Origin of the sequence: Tropicimonas omnivorans (genome assembly GCF_031846565.1) — a bacterium.
GTDB lineage: Bacteria > Pseudomonadota > Alphaproteobacteria > Rhodobacterales > Rhodobacteraceae > Tropicimonas_B > Tropicimonas_B omnivorans.
This window is the reverse complement of record NZ_JAVRHL010000001.1, coordinates 671358-688564: the sequence shown is the minus strand read 5'-3', so window position 1 is coordinate 688564 and position 17207 is coordinate 671358. Positions and strand designations below refer to the sequence as shown.

The window sequence follows — 17207 nt, the reverse complement described above, 5'->3', positions numbered from 1 at the left end:
CCGTCCGGAACCAGAAAAGGCCGCGCCAGATTGGGCGCGGCCTTTTTCGTTCGTGTGAAGGGAGCGTCGCCGAAACCGCTCAGAACCGCTCCAGAAGGCGCTCCAGGTAATCACGCTCGGCTTCCGGGCGCCCCTGATCGGCGGAGCGGCGGCGGATCTCGTCGAGGAGCTCCTCGGCCCGGCGATAGACGTCCTCCCCCTGGAGAAGGTTCTCGTCGGTCCCGAGCGGTCCGTCGGCGCCGCGATCCCGGCCGAGGGGGTCGCGCTGGCCGTCCGGTCCCGCTTGTCCCGTCGCCTGACCCTGCTGGCCCTGCTGCTCGCGCTGCTGCCGCGCCATCGCCTCGCCGAGATCGCGCATCCCCTGTCGCAACTCCTCCATTGCCTGCGCCTGCTCGTCGATGGCGCCGGCGAGGTCGTCCTGCCGGAGCGCCTGCTCGGCGCGGTCCATCGCCTCGCCGGCGCGGCCGAGGCTGTCGCGGGCGCGCTGCCCCTCCTCGGTTCCGGCGCCGGGCAGGCCGCCCTGCTGCCGCTCCAGCTCCCGCCGCAGCTCCCTCTGCCTCTGGGCGAGATCCTCGGCGGACGGCGCACCGCCCTGCCCCGGCTGTCCCTGCCCTTGTTGGTTCGGCCCTTGCTGTCCCGGCTGCTGTCCCTGCCCTTGCTGTCCCTGACCCGGCTGTCCGGGCTGCTGTCCCTGCTGACCGGGTTGGCCCGGCTGCTGCTGACCCTGGCCGAACTGCTCCTGCAGGTTCTGGAAGGAGTCGTCGGACAGGCCCTGCTGGTCCCGCAGCGTCTCGGCGAGGTCGTCCATCGCCTGCTGCCCGGGCTGCTGCCCCTGACCGGGGCCTTGCGTGACCTGCATGTTCTCCATCATCTGGCTGAGCTGCTCCAGGAGGCGGGCGGCTTCCGCGGTCCGCCCCTCCTCCATGAGCTCCTGAAGCCGGTCGAGCATCTGCTGAAGCTGATCGCCCGACATCTCCATGGTGTTCTCGGCCTGCTGCTGATCCTGTTGCGATGGATCCTGCTGCTGGGCAAGCTGGCGCATGTACTCGTCCAGCGCTTGCCGCATCTCGTCCATGAGCTCGGCGATTTCCTCCTCGGAGGCGCCGTTGCGGATCGCCTCGGACACGCGATCCTGCGCCCGGCGGAGCCGTTCGAGCGCATCGGCCAGCGATCCTTCCTCCAGCTTGAGCGCCAGCGACCAGAGCTCCTCGGCGATCTCGTCGCGGGCCGCGTCGGCGAGTTCGCCCTCCGCGGCGCCCTGTTCGAGCCGGCGGATCAGCGTGCGCAGGCGCAGGTAGCTCGAACTGTCCGGCATCACGTCGCCCGGCTCATAGCTCACGGCGCGCAGCACCTGCGCCACGCGCGGGGCGTTCTGCCGGGTCCAGAGCAGGTCCCGCCGCTGTTCGATCAACGCGGCAGCGACCGGCTGGAAGAAGCGCCGGCCCGGAAGACGCACCTCCAGCGGCTCCACCGTTTCGCCGGCCTGGCCGGCGGCGTCGCTCACCTCCAGCGTGATCTCCACCGAAAGACCGGACCACGGATGCTTCGAGAAATCGTCGACCAGCGCCTCGGTGAACTCCGTGCGGTCGCCGGAAATCGTCATCGGCAGATCGACCGTGATCGGCTCCCGCGGCTCGGGATCGGCGGCGAGGCCGTGGCGCCGTGTCACCTCGGGCAGGTCGAGCGCGATCCGAGCGCGCCCTGAAACCACGCCATAATCGTCGGAGGCGGCGAAGGGCTGGCTCATCTCCCCGCTCGCCTCGCGGCTCATCGTACCGTCGAAGGCGACCTGCGGCGCCTCGTCCGGAATGAGGACGATGTCCCATTCCCGCCCGCCATCGCCCTCGATGGAGAGGATACCGTCATCGATGACATCGAAGGACCGGGCGGTCATCTCCTCGGGCGGCGCAGTCTCGTCGGCGTCGTAGGGGACGGGGCCGGAGATCGACTCGTAGACATCGAGATCGCCCGGCGCGCCGTAGAGACGGATGGTCACGCGGCTGCCCTCGGGAACGCGCAGTGCGCCCTCGGGCTGATCCACGAGATAAAGATCGGGACGACCCGTGTAGGCAGGCGGCTCGATCCAGCCTTCCCAGGCGGGACCGGAGGCGAGCGCGGCGCCGGGGCCGGCCTGTCCCGCGATCTCCCCGACGCTGGCCGCCCGCCAGATCGAGCCGAAGAGCAGCGCCATTACCGCGGCGAGAAGGGCGACGTAGCGGAGCGCGTAGGGATCGCGCGCGGCAAGGGCGAGGTCGGGTCTCGGCGCACGCGCGGTCCCTGCGCGCTCCGCCATGCGGCGCACATGCGCGGCCCAGACGGCAGCGGACCCACCATCGGCCGCGCCCACCGCCTGAAGGTCCGTCAGGGCCTGGATTGGCCTGCCCGGCATCGTCGCATCGAGACGGCGCACGGCTTCGACGCGGGACGGCATCCTGAAGCGGAAGACACCCCAGAGGCCCAGCCCGATGATGGAAGCCGCCCAGACGGACCCTCCGATGAGCGCCCAGATCGGCGGCACCATGTCGTGCACCCCGAATGCGAGCAGGGCCACGGCCAGGAGAAGCAATGCCCAGACCGGCCAGAACGCACGGGCGCCCCGCTCGGCCACCATGCCGAGGCGTGTCAACCGCAGCGGACGTGTCAGGCGGCGCGTCGCCTCGGCGCGCGCGCGATCCGTCTCAGGGCTTGCCGGGCCGGCATGTCCCGTCTCCGGGCTCTGGCGATCGGAGGTCATGGCACGGATCCTGCGTCTGGGCCTCTCCCGGATATCAGCCCACCAGGTGGCACGGGCGCGGCCGAGGGATCAGTCCTCCAGCCACTCAGGCACGTTATCGCGGGAGATCATTTCGTCAAACGAGGGGCGGGCCCGAATGACGGCGAATTGATCGCCGTTGACCAGAACCTCCGGCACCAGCGGACGCCCGTTATATTCCGACGACATCGACGCACCGTAGGCTCCGGCCGAGCGGAAGGCGAGAAGATCGCCGGCTGCCACGGGCGGCATCTCGCGCGCCTTGGCAAAGGTGTCGCCGCTTTCGCAGACCGGACCGACGATGTCCTTCTGCGCGGTCGGACCGCCGGGGAGAGGCTCCTTCACCGGGACGATATCGTGGTGCGCGCCGTACATCGCGGGGCGGAGAAGATCGTTCATCGCGGCATCGAGGATCAGGAAGTCCCGCCCCTCGCCGGCTTTCTCGTAGATCACCGAGGAGACCAGAACACCCGCATTGCCGACGATGAGGCGGCCCGGCTCGATCTCGATCTCGCAGCCGAGGTGACCGAGCGTCCGGCGGATCATCGCACCGTAATCGAGCGGGAGCGGCGGCGGGGCGTTGCTGCGCGTGTAGGGGATGCCGAGGCCGCCGCCGAGGTCCAGCCGGCGGATGTCGTGGCCGTCCTCGCGGAGCGCCTCGGTCAGCTCCGCGACCTTGCCGAACGCCGCTTCGAAGGGCTGAAGATCGGTGAGCTGGCTGCCGATGTGAACGTCCACGCCCACGACCTCGATCCCGGGCAGGGCCGCGGCGCGGGCATAGACCCGGCGGGCATGGCCGACGGGGATGCCGAACTTGTCTTCCTTCCGGCCGGTGGAGATCTTGTCATGGGTTCCGGCGTCCACATCCGGGTTGATCCGGAGCGCAATGGGCGCCGTCGTCCCGAGCTCGGCGGCAACGGCGGAGAGAACCTCCAGCTCGGGCTCGCTCTCCACGTTGAACTGGCGGATCCCGCCTTCCAGCGCGGCACGCATCTCTTGCGGTGTCTTGCCGACGCCGGAGAAGACGATGCGTTCGCCGGGCACGCCCGCAGCCTTCGCCCGGGCGTATTCGCCGGCCGACACCACGTCCATCCCGGCGCCGAGCGCGGCGAGGGTGCGCAGGATGGCGACGTTGCCGTTCGCCTTCACGGCAAAGCAGACGAGGTGGTCCGTCCCTTCGAGCGCCTCATGGAACAGCTTGAAATGCCGGGTCAGCGTGGCAGTGCTGTAGCAGTAGAACGGCGTGCCGACAGATCTGGCGATCTCCGTCAGGGGCACGTCCTCGGCATGAAGAACGCCGTCGCGGTAGAGGAAATGGTCCATGAAGGGCTCGCTGAGCTTGAATGCAGGGTCGGCGGCGCCGTTCCTAGCGGGGCTCGCGCCCTCTGGCAACGCGCGCCGCGCGCTCCTATTCAGGCGCCGCAGCGAAGGAGCACGAAGTCATGGCGAAACGACGCCCCACCTGGACCCGCCGCAAGGCCGAGGCGCTGGCAGACAGCCGCGCGGTTCTCGGCTCGGCGGAGGCGCTCATCGCCCGGCGCCTCCGGCGCGTCCACGCCCGGACGGACTGGACGCTGGAGGGGTGGGATGCGCTCTGCGAGGCCGCCGCGGCGGGGCCGGTGATCTTCGCGGTATGGCACGGTCGCCTCGCGATGACGCCCTGGATGTGGGACCGCAGCTGGGGGCCGATCTGGTCCGTCACCTCGCATCAGCGGCCCGGGCGGATCGTCGGCGGCGTACTCGGACGCTTCGGCTGGGAGACTGTCCGGATGCACGACACCCGCCGCAACGATCGCGGCACGCTCACCCTCGCCCGCGCCGCGAGAGCGGGCGCCTCCTTCGGCATCGCCTGCGACGGACCGATCGGCCCTGCGCGCCGGATGTCGTCCGTGGCGGTCGACTGGGCACGCGTGACCGGCGCGCCGATCTTCATGTGGAGCTATTCCGTGGAGCGATACTCCACCCTGCCCTCGTGGGACCGGCTCATCGTGCCGAAGCCCGGCGGCGCCGGCCGCATGGTCTGGAAGAGATGGGGCGAGATCGGGCGGCGCACAGATCCCGCAGAGATGGAGGTCCTCCGGGCGAGGCTCGAAGCGGACCTCGACGAACTGACCGACGGGACCGACCGCGCGATGGGCCATGCCGGGCCGATAGACCGGGCGTGACGCTGCTCAGGGCGTCATTGAGACGATGACATCCCCGCCGGTGACCAGACCGCCGCCGAAGCCCGGCCGCTCGCTGGCATAGCCGGCCTTCACCGTCCCGGAAACGGAGACGGGATCCCGCTTCGCTCCGAACGGATCGTTTCTGGGTGCCCCGGCACCACCGCAGCCGGCGAGCGCGAGGATCAGGGCGATGCAGACAAATCGGCTCATAATGCATCCTTCCGAGGCACGACCGGACGCGCTGCCACGTCGCTCAAGGAAGGGCAGCGCATCCGGGCAATCTTCATGCGGGCGCCTCGTCCACACCGACCTCGATCACGTCCGGCCGGGTGATGGAGGGAGAGGACACGCCTGGCTCGATCCCGTTCTGGATCGCCGGGGACTCGAAGGCCCCGCTGCCGCCCGGCCGCTCCGGCTCACCACCGACGCCGCAGGCGGCCAGCCCCAGCACGAGAAGCAGCGCGGCGCCCCTCATCCGATCCGCTCCGACCAGAGCGCAACCTGCTCCCGCACCCGGTCCGGCGCGGTGCCACCATAGGACGTCCGGCTGGCCACGGAGCTGGCGACGCCGAGCACGCCGAAGACGCCCTCGTCGATCCGCGAGTCGACCTCCTTCATCGCGACCAGCGAGAGGTCTTCCAGACCGCAGCCCTCCTTCTCCGCGAGGGCGACGAGGGAGCCGGTCACATGGTGCGCATCCCGGAACGGCAGTCCGGCCTCGCGCACGAGCCAATCGGCGAGGTCCGTGGCGGTGGAGAAGCCGGCCGAGGCCGCGGCTTCGAGAGACCCCCTGTTCGCCGTCATGTCGGCGACCATTCCGGACATGGCCGAGAGCGACAGCAGGTAGTTGTCCGCGGCATCGAAGACCTGCTCCTTGTCTTCCTGCATGTCCTTCGAATAGGCGAGCGGCAGCCCCTTCATCACCGTCAAAAGCGCCACGTTCGCACCGACGATGCGGCCGATCTTGGCGCGCAGGAGCTCGGCGGCATCCGGGTTCTTCTTCTGCGGCATGATCGAGGAGCCGGTGGACCAGCGATCGGACATGGTCACGAACCGGAACTGCGCGGAGGACCAGATCACCAGCTCCTCGGCCAGCCGCGACAGGTGCATCGCCGAAATCGAGGCGGCGCCGAGGAACTCCAGCGCGAAATCCCGGTCGGACACGGCGTCGAGCGAGTTGGCGCAGGGCCGGTCGAAACCGAGGGCCTCGGCCGTGGCGTGCCGATCGATCGGGAAGGACGTCCCGGCGAGGGCGGCGGCGCCGAGCGGGCACTCGTTCATCCGGGCGCGCGCATCGGCAAAGCGGCCCGCATCGCGGCCCAACATCTCGACATAGGCCAGCATGTGGTGGCCCCAGGTGACCGGCTGCGCGGTCTGAAGATGGGTAAATCCGGGCATCACCCAGTCCGCCCCGGCCTCCGCCTGCCCCAGGAGCGCGCGCTGGACGGCGCGCAGCCCCTCGATGGCGGCGTCGCACTGGTCCCGGACCCAGAGGCGGAAATCCGTCGCCACCTGGTCGTTGCGGCTGCGGGCGGTGTGGAGCCGGCCGGCCGGTTCGCCGATCAGGTCCTTCAGGCGCGCCTCGACGTTCATGTGGATGTCTTCGAGCGCGGCGGAGAAGGCGAGCTTGCCGTCCTCGATCTCTGACAACACCGTGAGAAGACCTTCCCGGATCGCGGTGGCGTCGCTATCGCTGATGATGCCCTGGCTCGCGAGCATCGCGGCATGGGCGCGCGAGCCTTCCACGTCCTGCGCGGCGAGCCTCTGATCATAGGAGATCGAGGCGTTGATCGCCTCCATGATGGCGTCGGGCCCGCTGGAGAACCGGCCGCCCCACATCTGGTTGGCGGCCTTGGGCGGGGTGCCGTTGGCGGGATCGAGGTCGGGACCGGACATGGGCGCTCCGAAACTGGAAAAATGAGGCGAGGAACCGCATGAGGCATGCGCTATCGGCCACGATCTACATTCTGGCGGCGGTCATGGCAAACACGGGCTCGGCAGATGTGTCCGCGCTCCTGACCGGGGACATGGACGGCATCGAACGCCCCGAGGGGACACCCGAGGCGCTGGCGCCCGAGGCCGAGGTCGCGCGCCTCGATGGCGGCACGGCACGCCTGTCCGACTGGTCCGGCCGTCCGGTCCTGCTGAACTTCTGGGCCACATGGTGCGCGCCCTGCCGGGAGGAGATGCCGTCCCTCGCCGCCCTCGCCGCCGATCCCGAAAGCGCCGGCAACGTCGCCGTGGTCACGGTCGCGAGCGGACGGAATGCCCCGCCGGCCGTCGAGCGGTTCCTCTCCGAGACGGGCGCGGGCGATCTGCCCGTCCTTCTCGATGCCGACCGGATCCTGTCCCGCACCGCCGGCGTCCGCCAGCTTCCCCTGACAATCATCCTGGACGGGTCTGGCCGCGAGATCGGCCGGCTCTCCGGCATCGCCGACTGGAACGGCGAGGACGCCCGCGCCCTCCTGTCCGAGGTCGCGGCGATGGGGACAGGGGGCTAACCGCCTCGACGGCCTTCCCGGACGCCGCCTAGAAGTCCTTACGCGTCGAGGTTCTCCACGGAGAGCGCGTTGGACTGGATGAACTCGCGGCGGGGCTCGACCACGTCGCCCATGAGCTTGGTGAAGATGTCGTCGGCTTCGGCGACGTCGTCCACCGTCACGCGCAGGAAGGTGCGGGCTTCGGGATCGAGCGTGGTTTCCCACAGCTGATCGGGGTTCATCTCGCCAAGACCCTTGTAGCGCTGGAGCGACAGGCCGCGCTGCCCCTCCTCGAGGATCGCGTCCAGGAGGCCGAGCGGCCCCTCGATCTGGATGTGCTTATCCTTGCGATGGAGCTGGGCGATTCCGCTGTAGATGTCCTGCAGAGCCTTGGTGTGACCGCCGAGCCTGCGCGCCTCGCCGGAGCGCATGACGTGACCGTCGAGGATCCGGGCCTCCTCCACGCCGCGGACCATGCGCGACAGGCGGATGCCCTTTTCCTGCGTGGGACGGCCCTGCCAGCCGCGCTCGTATTCCAGCGACACGAGGTCGAGCCGTGAGGCCGCGGCATCGGCCACGGATTGCTGGTCCTGATCGATGCGGCCGGGCACGAAGGCCCCCGAGATGGCGGCCTGCTCGAGGATCCGGTGCTGGTAATGCGTCGGGAAGGATTGCAGCATCCGGCGGATCTCGCGCGCCTCGGTGACGACGCGGACGAGGTCATGGCCGGTGATCTCCTCCCCCGTGGAAAGCCGCAGCATGGCGCCCTCGACCCCCATGTCGATCAGGTAATCCTCCAGCGCCGGATGATCCTTGAGATAGACCTCGGACTTGCCGCGGGAGACTTTGTAGAGGGGCGGCTGGGCGATATAGAGATAGCCGCCCTCGATCAGCTCCGGCATCTGCCGGAAGAAGAACGTCAGAAGCAGGGTCCGGATGTGGGCGCCGTCCACGTCGGCATCGGTCATGATGACGACCTTGTGGTAGCGCAGCTTGCCGATGTTGAACTCGTCCCGTCCGATGCCTGTGCCGAGGGCGGTGATCAGCGTGCCGATCTCCTGGCTCGACAGCATCCGGTCGAAGCGCGCGCGCTCGACGTTCAGGATCTTGCCCTTGAGCGGCAGCACGGCCTGGTTCTGGCGGGAGCGGCCCTGCTTGGCCGAGCCGCCGGCGCTGTCACCCTCGACGAGGAAGAGTTCCGACTTCGCCGGGTCCTTCTCCTGGCAATCGGCGAGCTTGCCCGGCAGCGAGGCCACGTCCATCGCGGTCTTGCGCCGCGTCAGCTCCCGCGCCTTGCGGGCCGCCTCGCGCGCCAGGGCCGCCTCGACGATCTTGCCGACGATCATGCGCGCTTCCTGGGGGTGCTCCTCGAACCACTCGGCGAGCTTCTCGTTCACGAGGCTCTCGACCACGGGGCGCACCTCGGAGGAGACCAGCTTGTCCTTGGTCTGGGAGGAGAACTTGGGATCCGGCACCTTCACCGACAGGACGCAGGTCAGGCCTTCGCGTGCATCGTCCCCGGCGAAGTTGATCTTTTCCTTCTTCGCGATGCCGGACTGGCCCGCATAGAGGTTGATCGTCCGTGTCAGGGCGCCGCGGAAGCCGGCGAGGTGCGTACCGCCGTCGCGCTGCGGGATGTTGTTGGTGAACGGCAGGACCATCTCGTTGTAGCCGTCGTTCCACCACATCGCGACTTCGACGCCGATGCCGTCCCGCTCCCCTTCCATGAAGATGGGGTCCGGCATGACCGACGATTTGGACCGGTCGAGGTAGCGCACGAATTCCCGCACGCCGCCCTCGTAGCAGAGCTCCACTTCCCTGACCTCGGCCGGACGTTCGTCCCGCAGGACGATCTTGACGCCGGAATTGAGGAACGCCAGCTCGCGCAGGCGCTTCTCGAGCGTGGCGAAGTTGTAGTCGAGGTTGGAGAACGTATCGGTCGAGGCGAGAAAGCGCACTTCGGTGCCCTTCTCCCCCTCGGCCTCGCCCGTCACCCGGAGGGGCTCCGCCGTATCCCCGCGCTCGAACCGGGCGTAATGGGCCTTGCCGTTCCGCCAGATGCGCAGCTCGAGGTAGTCGGACAGGGCGTTCACCACCGAGATGCCGACGCCGTGCAGACCGCCCGAGACCTTGTAGCTGTTCTGGTCGAACTTGCCGCCCGCGTGGAGCTGGGTCATGATGACCTCGGCCGCGGAGACGCCCTCCTCCTCGTGGATATCGGTCGGAATACCCCGGCCGTTGTCGCGGATGGAGACCGAGTTGTCGGCAAGAAGCGTCACCGTTACCGCATCCGCATGACCGGCAAGCGCCTCGTCGATGCCGTTGTCCACGGCCTCGTAGATCATGTGGTGCAGGCCGGAACCGTCGTCCGTGTCCCCGATATACATACCGGGACGCTTGCGAACGGCCTCCAGGCCCTTGAGAACTTTGATCGAACTGGCGCCGTAGTCTTCAGGCTGCCGGGCGGGTTCGGACATCTGCACGATCCTTGTTATTCTGCCTGCCCGTATATCGCGAAGCAGTGGGGATTGTCACGCAGCGCCCACAATATTTGGTGTCACCCGAACGCGATTGCGAGCGCGACGGCGAGGAGCATCCCGCCGGCGATGCGGTTCGTACGCCGCACCGCGGCAGGCGAGGACAAAAGCCGCCGCGCGCGGTCCACGAACGTCGCAACCACGAGGTTGCCGAACAGCGGGATGGTGAAGGAGATGCAGGCGATGAGGACGATGTCCGGCCCCGTCAGCGCATCCAGATCGAAGAAGCCCGGCAGCATCCCCATGTAGAACAGGATCGCCTTCGGGTTCGCGAGGATGACGGCGACGCCGGCAATGAACCCGGCGCGGCGTCCAGGGCGGGTCAGACGGCTGTCCGAGCCCTCGGTCAGGACGGCGGGCTTCCGGATGAGCTGAGCCCCCATGACGGCGAAGAGCACCACCGCAACCCAGCGAAGGATCTCGAGGAACCCGCCGTAGACGGACAGGATCCAGGTCACGCCGAAGATCGCGAGGACCGGCCAGAGGAGATCCCCGATCGCGACGCCGATCGCAAGCGGCCATGCCGCGGAGAACCCGCCCGCGAGCGTGCGCGCCGCCAGAGCGACCCAGACCGGCCCCGGAGTGAGGAAGAGGGCCAGCAGCCCCCCAGCATAGAGCGCGAGTTGTGCGGGGCCGAGCGTCATATCAGATACCTCACCTTGGCGATCCTCACGTCACATCCTCCACGCGGGATATGCCGTCCGCCTCGGTCACGTGGAGCCGTTGCGCCCGGCCCTCGAGAGGCTCGAACAGCTCAGGTCCCGTGCCCGTCATCCAGGCCTGCGCGCCGAGGCGAACGATCTCGTCGTAGAGCGCGGCGCGGCGCCCCTCGTCCAGATGTGCGGCGACCTCGTCGAGCAGGAGAAGCGGCGGCGCGCCGGCATCCTCGGCCACGGCGCGCGCCTGCGCCAGCACGAGGCTGATGAGGAGCGCCTTCTGCTCCCCGGTGGAGCATTGCGCCGCCGGCACCCCCTTGGCGGTGTAGATCGCGCCCAGGTCCGTCCGGTGCGGGCCGACGAGGGTGCGGCCGGCGTGAAGGTCCGAGGGGCGGCCCCGGGCAAAGGCCTCCGCGAGCGCATCCTCCTCCTCGGGCCCCTCCGCCTCGACGAAGAGATCCGCCGCGGGAAAGGCCGTCACGGCCCCCTCCTGCGCCGCGGCGATCCGGCTCAGGGCCGAGCGCCGCGCCGAAGCGATCCGCGCGCCGGCGCTCGCCATCTGCGCCTCCAGCGCCCCGTACCAGCCCGCGTCCCGGACCTGGTCCTTCAGAAGCCGATTCCGCTGGCGCATTGCCTTCTCATAGGCAAGCGACGCCTCCCCGTGGCCTGGATCGAAGGCCAGGACCATGCGGTCGAGAAACCGTCGTCGCCCCTCGGAGGCCTCGATCCAGAGGCGGTCCATGCTCGGCACGAGCCAGACCACGCGGGCGATCCGCCCGAGCGCGGCCTGCGGCGCTGGCTTGCCGTCCACCTGAACGCTGCGGGGGCCGCCTTCGGACCAGGTCTCGACGGAATGCCGGCCGGAGGGGGTGTCCATCTCTGCCGCGATCTTCCACCCGAGCGCCTCGGGGCGCCGGGCGATCTCCTCGGCTCCCGCGCGCCGCATCCCGCGGCCCGGCGACAGCAGGGAGACAGCCTCGATCAGGTTGGTCTTCCCCGCCCCGTTCGGCCCGAAGATCGCGACCGGCCGCGCCCCGGCCTCCAGACTCATCCGGCGGTGGGATCGGAAATGCGACAGGGTCAGCTCGGTGACGGCCAGGCCGGGCATGGCGCCCCTTTATCTTGGCGAAGGACGGCGGCGCACGCCGCCCCGTCCGGGCGGGCTCAGACCCGCATCGGCATCACGACATAGACGGCGGAGGTGTCGGACCCCTCGCGCATCAGGGTGGGATCGCCCGAGGAATTGAACATGAAGACAGCGTTTTCGCGGTCCACCTGGCTCGCGATCTCCAGGAGGTACTTGGCGTTGAAGCCGATTTCCAGCTTCTCGTCCGCATACGCGACGGCCAGCTCCTCCTCCGCCGCGCCGCTGTCGGGCGCGTTGACCGACAGGACCAGCCGATCCTCGTCAAGGGAGAGCTTCACGGCACGGGAGCGCTCCGAGGACACGGTCGCCACACGGTCCACCGCGCGGGCGAATTCGCTGGCATCCACTTCGAGACGCTTGGGATTCCCGACCGGGATCACGCGGGCGTAATCCGGGAACGTTCCGTCGATGACCTTGGACGTCAGCGTGATCTCGGGCGTCGCGAAGCGCACCTTGGTCTCGCTGACGGAGACGGCGATCTCCGTCTCGTCGTCGTCCAGGAGCTTGCGCAGTTCACCCACGGTCTTGCGGGGCACGATCACGCCCGGCATGCCGTCGGCACCCTCGGGCAGCGGCGCGTCGATACGGGCGAGGCGGTGCCCGTCCGTCGCCACGCAGCGCAGCGCCCGCCCGTCCTCGCCATCGGCGAGATGCATGTAGACGCCATTGAGATAGTACCGCGTCTCCTCGGTGGAGATCGCGAACTTGGACTTGTCGAACAGCCGCCGCAGGACCGGCGCCGGAACCGCGAAATTCGCGGTGTATTCGGCGCTTGCCATCACCGGGAAATCTTCCCGCGGCAGGGTGGCGAGGTGGAAATGCGAGCGCCCGGCCTCGACGGACAGACGCTGGGAGGCGGTGTCGTCGACGAGTTTCACCAGCGCTCCGTCGGGCAGCTTGCGGACGATCTCGTGGAGCGTCACCGCCGATACTGTCGTGGAGCCGGCGCGCTCGACCTGGCCCGGCACCTTGTCCACGACCTCGATATCCAGATCAGTGGCGCGGAAACTGACCGTGTCGCCGTCCGCCTCGATAAGCACATTGGCGAGGATCGGAATGGTATTGCGGCGTTCGACCACCGACTGGGCATGGCTGACCGCCTTCAGAAGCGTGCCGCGCTCGATGCTGATCTTCATGACAGGCGCTCCATCTACCGCAGGGAGGCGCACGTTACCCGCTTCGCGGCGCCGCACAAGTCCCCGAAGGGACGAGAGGCGACGCCTGTTGCAGTCGCGCGAAAAGGTTGGGTCAGGATTGCAGGCGGCGGCGGAGGATGTCGATATCCTCGGCCAGCTGACGGTCCCCGACCATCAGCTCCTGGATCCGCTTCACGGCATGGATCACGGTCGTGTGGTCCCGCCCGCCGAAGCGGCGCCCGATCTCGGGCAGGGAGCGGGAGGTGAGATCCTTGCAGATATACATCGCGACCTGCCGCGGACGGGCGATCGCACGCAGGCGCTTCGGCCCGATCATGTCCGACAGGCGGATGGCGAAATGCTCGCTCACCGCGCGCTGGATCTCCTCGATGCTCAGCGCCTTCTCGGAGGACCGGAGCGTGTCCGACAAGCAATCCTGGGCCACTTCCAGCGTGATCTCCCGCTCGAGGAACCCGCCATGGGCGATGAGCTTCTTGAGCGCGCCTTCCAGGGTCCGCGTGTCCGCAGAGATGCGGCGAGCCATGAATTCGAGGACGTCCGGCTGAACCGAGAACCCCGGCGCCAGCGAACGATAGAGCTCGGCCTTCTGTTGCAGGATGCCGAGGCGCAGTTCGTAATCGGTGGGCAGAAGATCCACCACGAGGCCGGATTGCATCCGGCTCGCGATCCGGTCCTCGAGCTTCTTGATGTCGCCGGGCGCACGGTCCGCGGAGAGGACGATCTGCTTCCGCTGGTCCACGAGGGCGTTGAAGGTATGGAAGAACTCTTCCTGCGTGCTGTCCTTGCCGGCGATGAACTGGATATCGTCCACCATCAGGATGTCCACCGAACGGAACAGCTCCTTGAACTTCATCGTGCCGTTCATCCGCAGCGCCTCGACGAAGCGCATCATGAATTTCTCGGCCGACAGGTAGACCACGCGCAGATCCGGACGCTCGGTCCTGAGCTTCCAGGCGATGGCGTGCATCAGGTGCGTCTTTCCAAGGCCCGTCGAGCCATAGAGGAAAAGCGGGTTGAAGGTGATGTCCGTGGCGGAGGCGACGCGGCGCGCGGCGGCATGAGCCAGCGCGTTGGACTTGCCGACGACGAACTCGTCAAAGGTGCAACTGGGATCGAGAGGCGCGCTGGTGTTGTCGTGCTCCTCCGCCTTGGGGCGGGCCGGGGCGGCGTCACTCCGGGCGGGGGACGGCTTCGGCGCCGGCGGCGCGGCATCCACGAGGGCAAAATCGAGACGGTCCACCGGCGAGCCGGACTGGGCGAAACCGCGCACGATCAGGTCGCCGTAATGGCGGGAGACCCAGGTGCCGAAGAATCCCGTCGGGACCTTGAACCGGGCGACACCCTCACTCACGCGATCGAATTCGAGCGGCTCGATCCAGCTCTTGTAGCTGCTCTGGCCCACCGATCTGCGCAACTGCTCCTGCACTTGCCCCCATGCTTCGTGCGTCATGCCCGACACGCTCCTGCGTCAATTTCTTGCCTCTTTGCAGAGCCTGCGTTGGTGCAAGGCTCCGGCAATTCACAGCGGGCCGGACATTCGGACGAGAGCAACCACCCGCTTGCCCGAGGACAAACGGTCAGTACGGACCGCACCCTACGCCGGTGCGTGTGTCTCCGGCTAACGGCCGGGTTGCTCATGTTCCGGACATGACCAGAGATCCGGCAATACGCGCCGAATGCTCGCTCGGATGCCGGGTACTCCGGCAATTCCGCTGGTCGACCGTGTCGTTCAACAAGCCGGACAAGACTTCCCCAAGACGTCCGGCGAACGACTCGATCACTGTCCCCCCGGACGATGTGAATCGCTTGGACAAACTACCGTCCGGATTGCGGACTCGGCAACGCAAACCTGTACCTTGACTCTGTCCGGGCGCCCCCGAATCCGGGCAACCTATTGCGGCGCAAATCAAACAAGCTTCCGACGCCTGGAGAGCGTCCCTGCGGCAGGCGCCCGGCCGGCGACAGACCTCGTCTTTTGCCCCGCGATGTGGCGCACGAGCCGCAAATTTCGGCATCCGCAGAACGCACGGGTCCCGCCGCCCGGATTCGCCATAAGACGCTGCGTCAGTAAAGAAATTTCCGCAGTCGAACGCCCGCGCCGACTCGGACATGCACAAGAAAAAGGCCCGCCGCTGGTGCGACGGGCCTTCTCGAATCCGGATGCTGAAGCTACGCTGGGCTATCAGCCTTCAGCGCCGACCTTGCTCACGCGATGCGCCAGGCGGGACATCTTCCGCGACGCCGTGTTCTTGTGGATGACGCCCTTGGTGACGCCTCGCATCAGCTCGGGCTGGGCGGTCCGCAGAGCGGTCTCGGCGGCCTCCTTGTCACCGGTGGCGATGGCCTCCTCGACGCGCCGGATAAAGGTCCGGATGCGCGAGCGGCGGGCCTTGTTGACGGTGAGACGGCGCGCGGCCTGACGGGCGCGTTTCTTGGATTGCGGCGTATTGGCCATGTTCGGGTCCCTCGGATCGGGTCAGTTGCAAATCTTCGCACGCAAAAGTCCCGGGTTCGGTCCGAACCGGTCGATTCCAGCCTGAGCGGGCTCCACGCGCATGTGACGGCGGCCTATACGGCAATCCGCCCGGCGATGGAACCCCGGCCGGGCACCTTATTTGTCGCGGAAGGCAGGTTCACGCTTTTCGAGGAAGGCGGACATGCCCTCGGACTTGTCCTCGGTGGCGAAAAGCGCGTGGAACATGCGGCGCTCGAAGAGGATGCCCTCGGCGAGCGGCGTCTCGTAACTGCGGTTCACTGCTTCCTTGACCGCCATGACGGACAGGGCGGACTTCTCAGCGATCTTGGCCGCAGCGGCCATCGCCTCTTCCATCAGCTTCTTGGCCGGAACCACGCGACTGACGAGCCCCGCCCTCTCGGCTTCCTCCGCATCCATGAAACGGCCGGTCAGGTGCATGTCCATCGACTTGGACTTGCCGCAGAGCCGGGTCAGCCGCTGCGTGCCTCCCATCCCCGCCATGACACCGAGGTTGATCTCGGGCTGGCCGAACTTGGCGGTATCGGCGGCAATGACGAAGTCGCACATCATGGCAAGCTCGCAGCCGGCGCCAAGCGCGTAGCCCGAGACGGCCGCGATGATCGGCTTGCGAACGCGCTGGAGCGGCTGCGCCTCGGCGCCGAATATGTCCCCACCGAACGCATCCACGAAGCTCATCTTGGACATCTCGGCGATATCCGCACCGGCGGCGAACGCCTTCTCGGTGCCGGTGATGACGATACAGCGCACCTTCTCGTTGGCATCGGCCTCCGTCAGCGCCTTCCCGAGTTCCCGCAGGAGCTGGGCATTCAACGCGTTCAGCGCCTCCGGCCGGTCGAGCTTGATCAGACAGATATGGTCCGACGTGTCGACGACGATCGTCTCGTACGCCATTGGGCGGATCCCCTTAACGGTGTCACAAGCACGTAGCCTTAGCAGCCACGCCCTCGCGTTCAAGCTATCTTTGGCAGACCGGGCAATAGAAGGTGGACCGCCCGGACTGCACGATCCGGCGCACCTCGCCCGGGCATCCGTCCGTCACGCAAGGCTGTCCCTCCCGGCCGTAGACGCGGAACGCGTGCTGGAAATATCCCAGCTCTCCGTCCGTTTGGCGATGATCCCGAAGGGAGGAGCCGCCGGCTGCGATCGCCTCTTCGAGCACGGAGCGGATGACCGGAACGAGACGCCCCACGCGCTCCGCAGACACCCGGCCCGCGAGGCGCTTCGGCGAGATACGGGCGCGGTGAAGTGCTTCGCAGACATAGATATTGCCGAGACCCGCCACGACTTTCTGATCGAGGAGGGCCGCCTTGATCGGCGTCTTCCGCCCCGCGAGGCGCCGGACGAGATACGGCTCCGAGAAGGCATTGCCGAAGGGCTCCGGACCCAGCCCGGCGAGGAGGGGATGCGCGTCCAGCTCCTTCGTCGCGATCAGGTCCATCGCTCCGAAGCGCCGCGCGTCGTTCATCGTCACCCGGGCACCGCCATCCATGTCGAGGATCACGTGGTCGTGCTTCTGCGGCGTGCTCGCTTCATGAACGAAGTCGCCGACGGCATGGCCGGAGATCAGGATCCGCCCGGACATCCCAAGATGGATCAGCAGGGTCTCCCCGGTGTCGAGCTCGCCGAGGATGTACTTCGAGCGGCGACGCAGCGCGAGGACACGCGCTCCCGTCAGCCGTTCCCCCATTTTCTCGGGCAACGGCCAGCGAAGGTCGGGCCGGCGGATGTCCGCCGCGACGATGCGGCGACCCTCCATGGCCGGGACAAGGCCCCGACGGACGGTCTCGACTTCGGGCAATTCGGGCATCGATCCTCG

At 68.1% G+C, this 17207-nt stretch carries 15 protein-coding genes; 2 read left to right on the top strand and 13 right to left on the bottom strand.

All coding sequences use genetic code 11. The features are described 5' to 3' along the window. Positions 1 to 79: 79 nt before the first annotated feature. Complete coding sequence (locus tag RM543_RS03400; protein ID WP_311689489.1) at positions 80 to 2734, bottom strand: TIGR02302 family protein; 2655 nt, start codon at positions 2732 to 2734, stop codon at positions 80 to 82. 69 nt (positions 2735 to 2803) lie between these two features. Continuing rightward, positions 2804 to 4075, bottom strand: a complete 1272-nt coding sequence (lysA, locus tag RM543_RS03395; RefSeq protein WP_311689488.1) for a diaminopimelate decarboxylase — start codon at positions 4073 to 4075, stop codon at positions 2804 to 2806. 119 nt (positions 4076 to 4194) lie between these two features. Here lysA and RM543_RS03390 point away from each other — a divergent pair, with 119 nt between their 5' ends. Next, on the top strand, positions 4195 to 4917 hold the full coding sequence (locus RM543_RS03390) for a lysophospholipid acyltransferase family protein (protein ID WP_311689487.1): 723 nt from the start codon (positions 4195 to 4197) through the stop codon (positions 4915 to 4917). Positions 4918 to 4923: 6 nt separating this feature from the next. Here RM543_RS03390 and RM543_RS03385 read toward each other — a convergent pair whose 3' ends face one another. The 3 genes from RM543_RS03385 to argH all read right to left on the bottom strand — a co-directional run bounded on the left by RM543_RS03385 (position 4924) and on the right by argH (position 6813). Then, a complete protein-coding gene (locus RM543_RS03385) occupies positions 4924 to 5127 on the bottom strand; it encodes a hypothetical protein (RefSeq protein WP_311689486.1) in 204 nt (67 codons plus the stop codon). A gap of 73 nt (positions 5128 to 5200) precedes the next feature. After that, the gene (locus RM543_RS03380) at positions 5201 to 5392 is read right to left on the bottom strand and encodes a hypothetical protein (protein ID WP_311689485.1); all 192 of its coding nucleotides are present in this window, start codon (positions 5390 to 5392) and stop codon (positions 5201 to 5203) included. Further along, positions 5389 to 6813: an argininosuccinate lyase gene (gene argH / locus RM543_RS03375; protein ID WP_311689484.1), complete on the bottom strand. Its 1425-nt coding sequence runs from the start codon at positions 6811 to 6813 to the stop codon at positions 5389 to 5391. The genes RM543_RS03380 and argH overlap by 4 nt, the downstream gene beginning before the upstream one ends. 38 nt (positions 6814 to 6851) lie before the next feature. On the opposite strand from argH, the gene RM543_RS03370 reads away from it, so the two are divergent. Then, a complete protein-coding gene (locus RM543_RS03370) occupies positions 6852 to 7418 on the top strand; it encodes a TlpA family protein disulfide reductase (protein WP_311689483.1) in 567 nt (188 codons plus the stop codon). 38 nt (positions 7419 to 7456) lie between these two features. Here the strand turns inward: RM543_RS03370 and gyrB are convergent, their stop codons facing one another. The 8 genes from gyrB to mutM form a co-directional block, all read right to left on the bottom strand. Further along, on the bottom strand, positions 7457 to 9874 hold the full coding sequence (gene gyrB / locus RM543_RS03365; protein ID WP_311689482.1) for a DNA topoisomerase (ATP-hydrolyzing) subunit B: 2418 nt from the start codon (positions 9872 to 9874) through the stop codon (positions 7457 to 7459). Positions 9875 to 9954: 80 nt separating this feature from the next. Further along, positions 9955 to 10578 (bottom strand): LysE family translocator, encoded by a 624-nt coding sequence (locus tag RM543_RS03360; protein ID WP_311689481.1) that lies wholly within the window; start codon positions 10576 to 10578, stop codon positions 9955 to 9957. A 25-nt stretch (positions 10579 to 10603) separates the two neighbouring features. Continuing rightward, positions 10604 to 11698, bottom strand: coding sequence for a DNA replication/repair protein RecF (gene recF / locus RM543_RS03355; RefSeq protein WP_311689480.1), 1095 nt, complete (start codon positions 11696 to 11698; stop codon positions 10604 to 10606). Between the two features lie 56 nt (positions 11699 to 11754). Further along, positions 11755 to 12873, bottom strand: coding sequence for a DNA polymerase III subunit beta (gene dnaN / locus RM543_RS03350; RefSeq protein WP_116086014.1), 1119 nt, complete (start codon positions 12871 to 12873; stop codon positions 11755 to 11757). A 112-nt stretch (positions 12874 to 12985) separates the two neighbouring features. Continuing rightward, complete coding sequence (dnaA, locus tag RM543_RS03345) at positions 12986 to 14344, bottom strand: chromosomal replication initiator protein DnaA (RefSeq protein WP_311689478.1); 1359 nt, start codon at positions 14342 to 14344, stop codon at positions 12986 to 12988. Between the two features lie 732 nt (positions 14345 to 15076). Further along, positions 15077 to 15349 (bottom strand): 30S ribosomal protein S20, encoded by a 273-nt coding sequence (gene rpsT, locus RM543_RS03340; protein ID WP_116086018.1) that lies wholly within the window; start codon positions 15347 to 15349, stop codon positions 15077 to 15079. 156 nt (positions 15350 to 15505) lie between these two features. Next, a complete protein-coding gene (locus RM543_RS03335; RefSeq protein ID WP_311689477.1) occupies positions 15506 to 16282 on the bottom strand; it encodes an enoyl-CoA hydratase in 777 nt (258 codons plus the stop codon). 64 nt (positions 16283 to 16346) lie between these two features. Continuing rightward, positions 16347 to 17198 carry a bifunctional DNA-formamidopyrimidine glycosylase/DNA-(apurinic or apyrimidinic site) lyase gene (gene mutM, locus RM543_RS03330; protein ID WP_311689476.1) on the bottom strand — a complete coding sequence of 284 codons (852 nt, stop codon included), beginning with the start codon at positions 17196 to 17198 and terminating at the stop codon, positions 16347 to 16349. Positions 17199 to 17207: the final 9 nt, after the last annotated feature.

Coding starts and splice junctions, on each gene's coding strand:
- RM543_RS03380 (WP_311689485.1), bottom strand. CDS start 5,392: ATGAGGGGCGCCGCGCTGCTTCTCGTGCTGGGGCTGGCCGCCTGCGGC.
- lysA (WP_311689488.1), bottom strand. CDS start 4,075: ATGGACCATTTCCTCTACCGCGACGGCGTTCTTCATGCCGAGGACGTG.
- argH (WP_311689484.1), bottom strand. CDS start 6,813: ATGTCCGGTCCCGACCTCGATCCCGCCAACGGCACCCCGCCCAAGGCC.
- RM543_RS03370 (WP_311689483.1), top strand. CDS start 6,852: ATGAGGCATGCGCTATCGGCCACGATCTACATTCTGGCGGCGGTCATG.
- dnaA (WP_311689478.1), bottom strand. CDS start 14,344: ATGACGCACGAAGCATGGGGGCAAGTGCAGGAGCAGTTGCGCAGATCG.
- rpsT (WP_116086018.1), bottom strand. CDS start 15,349: ATGGCCAATACGCCGCAATCCAAGAAACGCGCCCGTCAGGCCGCGCGC.
- RM543_RS03385 (WP_311689486.1), bottom strand. CDS start 5,127: ATGAGCCGATTTGTCTGCATCGCCCTGATCCTCGCGCTCGCCGGCTGC.
- RM543_RS03335 (WP_311689477.1), bottom strand. CDS start 16,282: ATGGCGTACGAGACGATCGTCGTCGACACGTCGGACCATATCTGTCTG.
- RM543_RS03400 (WP_311689489.1), bottom strand. CDS start 2,734: ATGACCTCCGATCGCCAGAGCCCGGAGACGGGACATGCCGGCCCGGCA.
- recF (WP_311689480.1), bottom strand. CDS start 11,698: ATGCCCGGCCTGGCCGTCACCGAGCTGACCCTGTCGCATTTCCGATCC.
- RM543_RS03360 (WP_311689481.1), bottom strand. CDS start 10,578: ATGACGCTCGGCCCCGCACAACTCGCGCTCTATGCTGGGGGGCTGCTG.
- dnaN (WP_116086014.1), bottom strand. CDS start 12,873: ATGAAGATCAGCATCGAGCGCGGCACGCTTCTGAAGGCGGTCAGCCAT.
- mutM (WP_311689476.1), bottom strand. CDS start 17,198: ATGCCCGAATTGCCCGAAGTCGAGACCGTCCGTCGGGGCCTTGTCCCG.
- RM543_RS03390 (WP_311689487.1), top strand. CDS start 4,195: ATGGCGAAACGACGCCCCACCTGGACCCGCCGCAAGGCCGAGGCGCTG.
- gyrB (WP_311689482.1), bottom strand. CDS start 9,874: ATGTCCGAACCCGCCCGGCAGCCTGAAGACTACGGCGCCAGTTCGATC.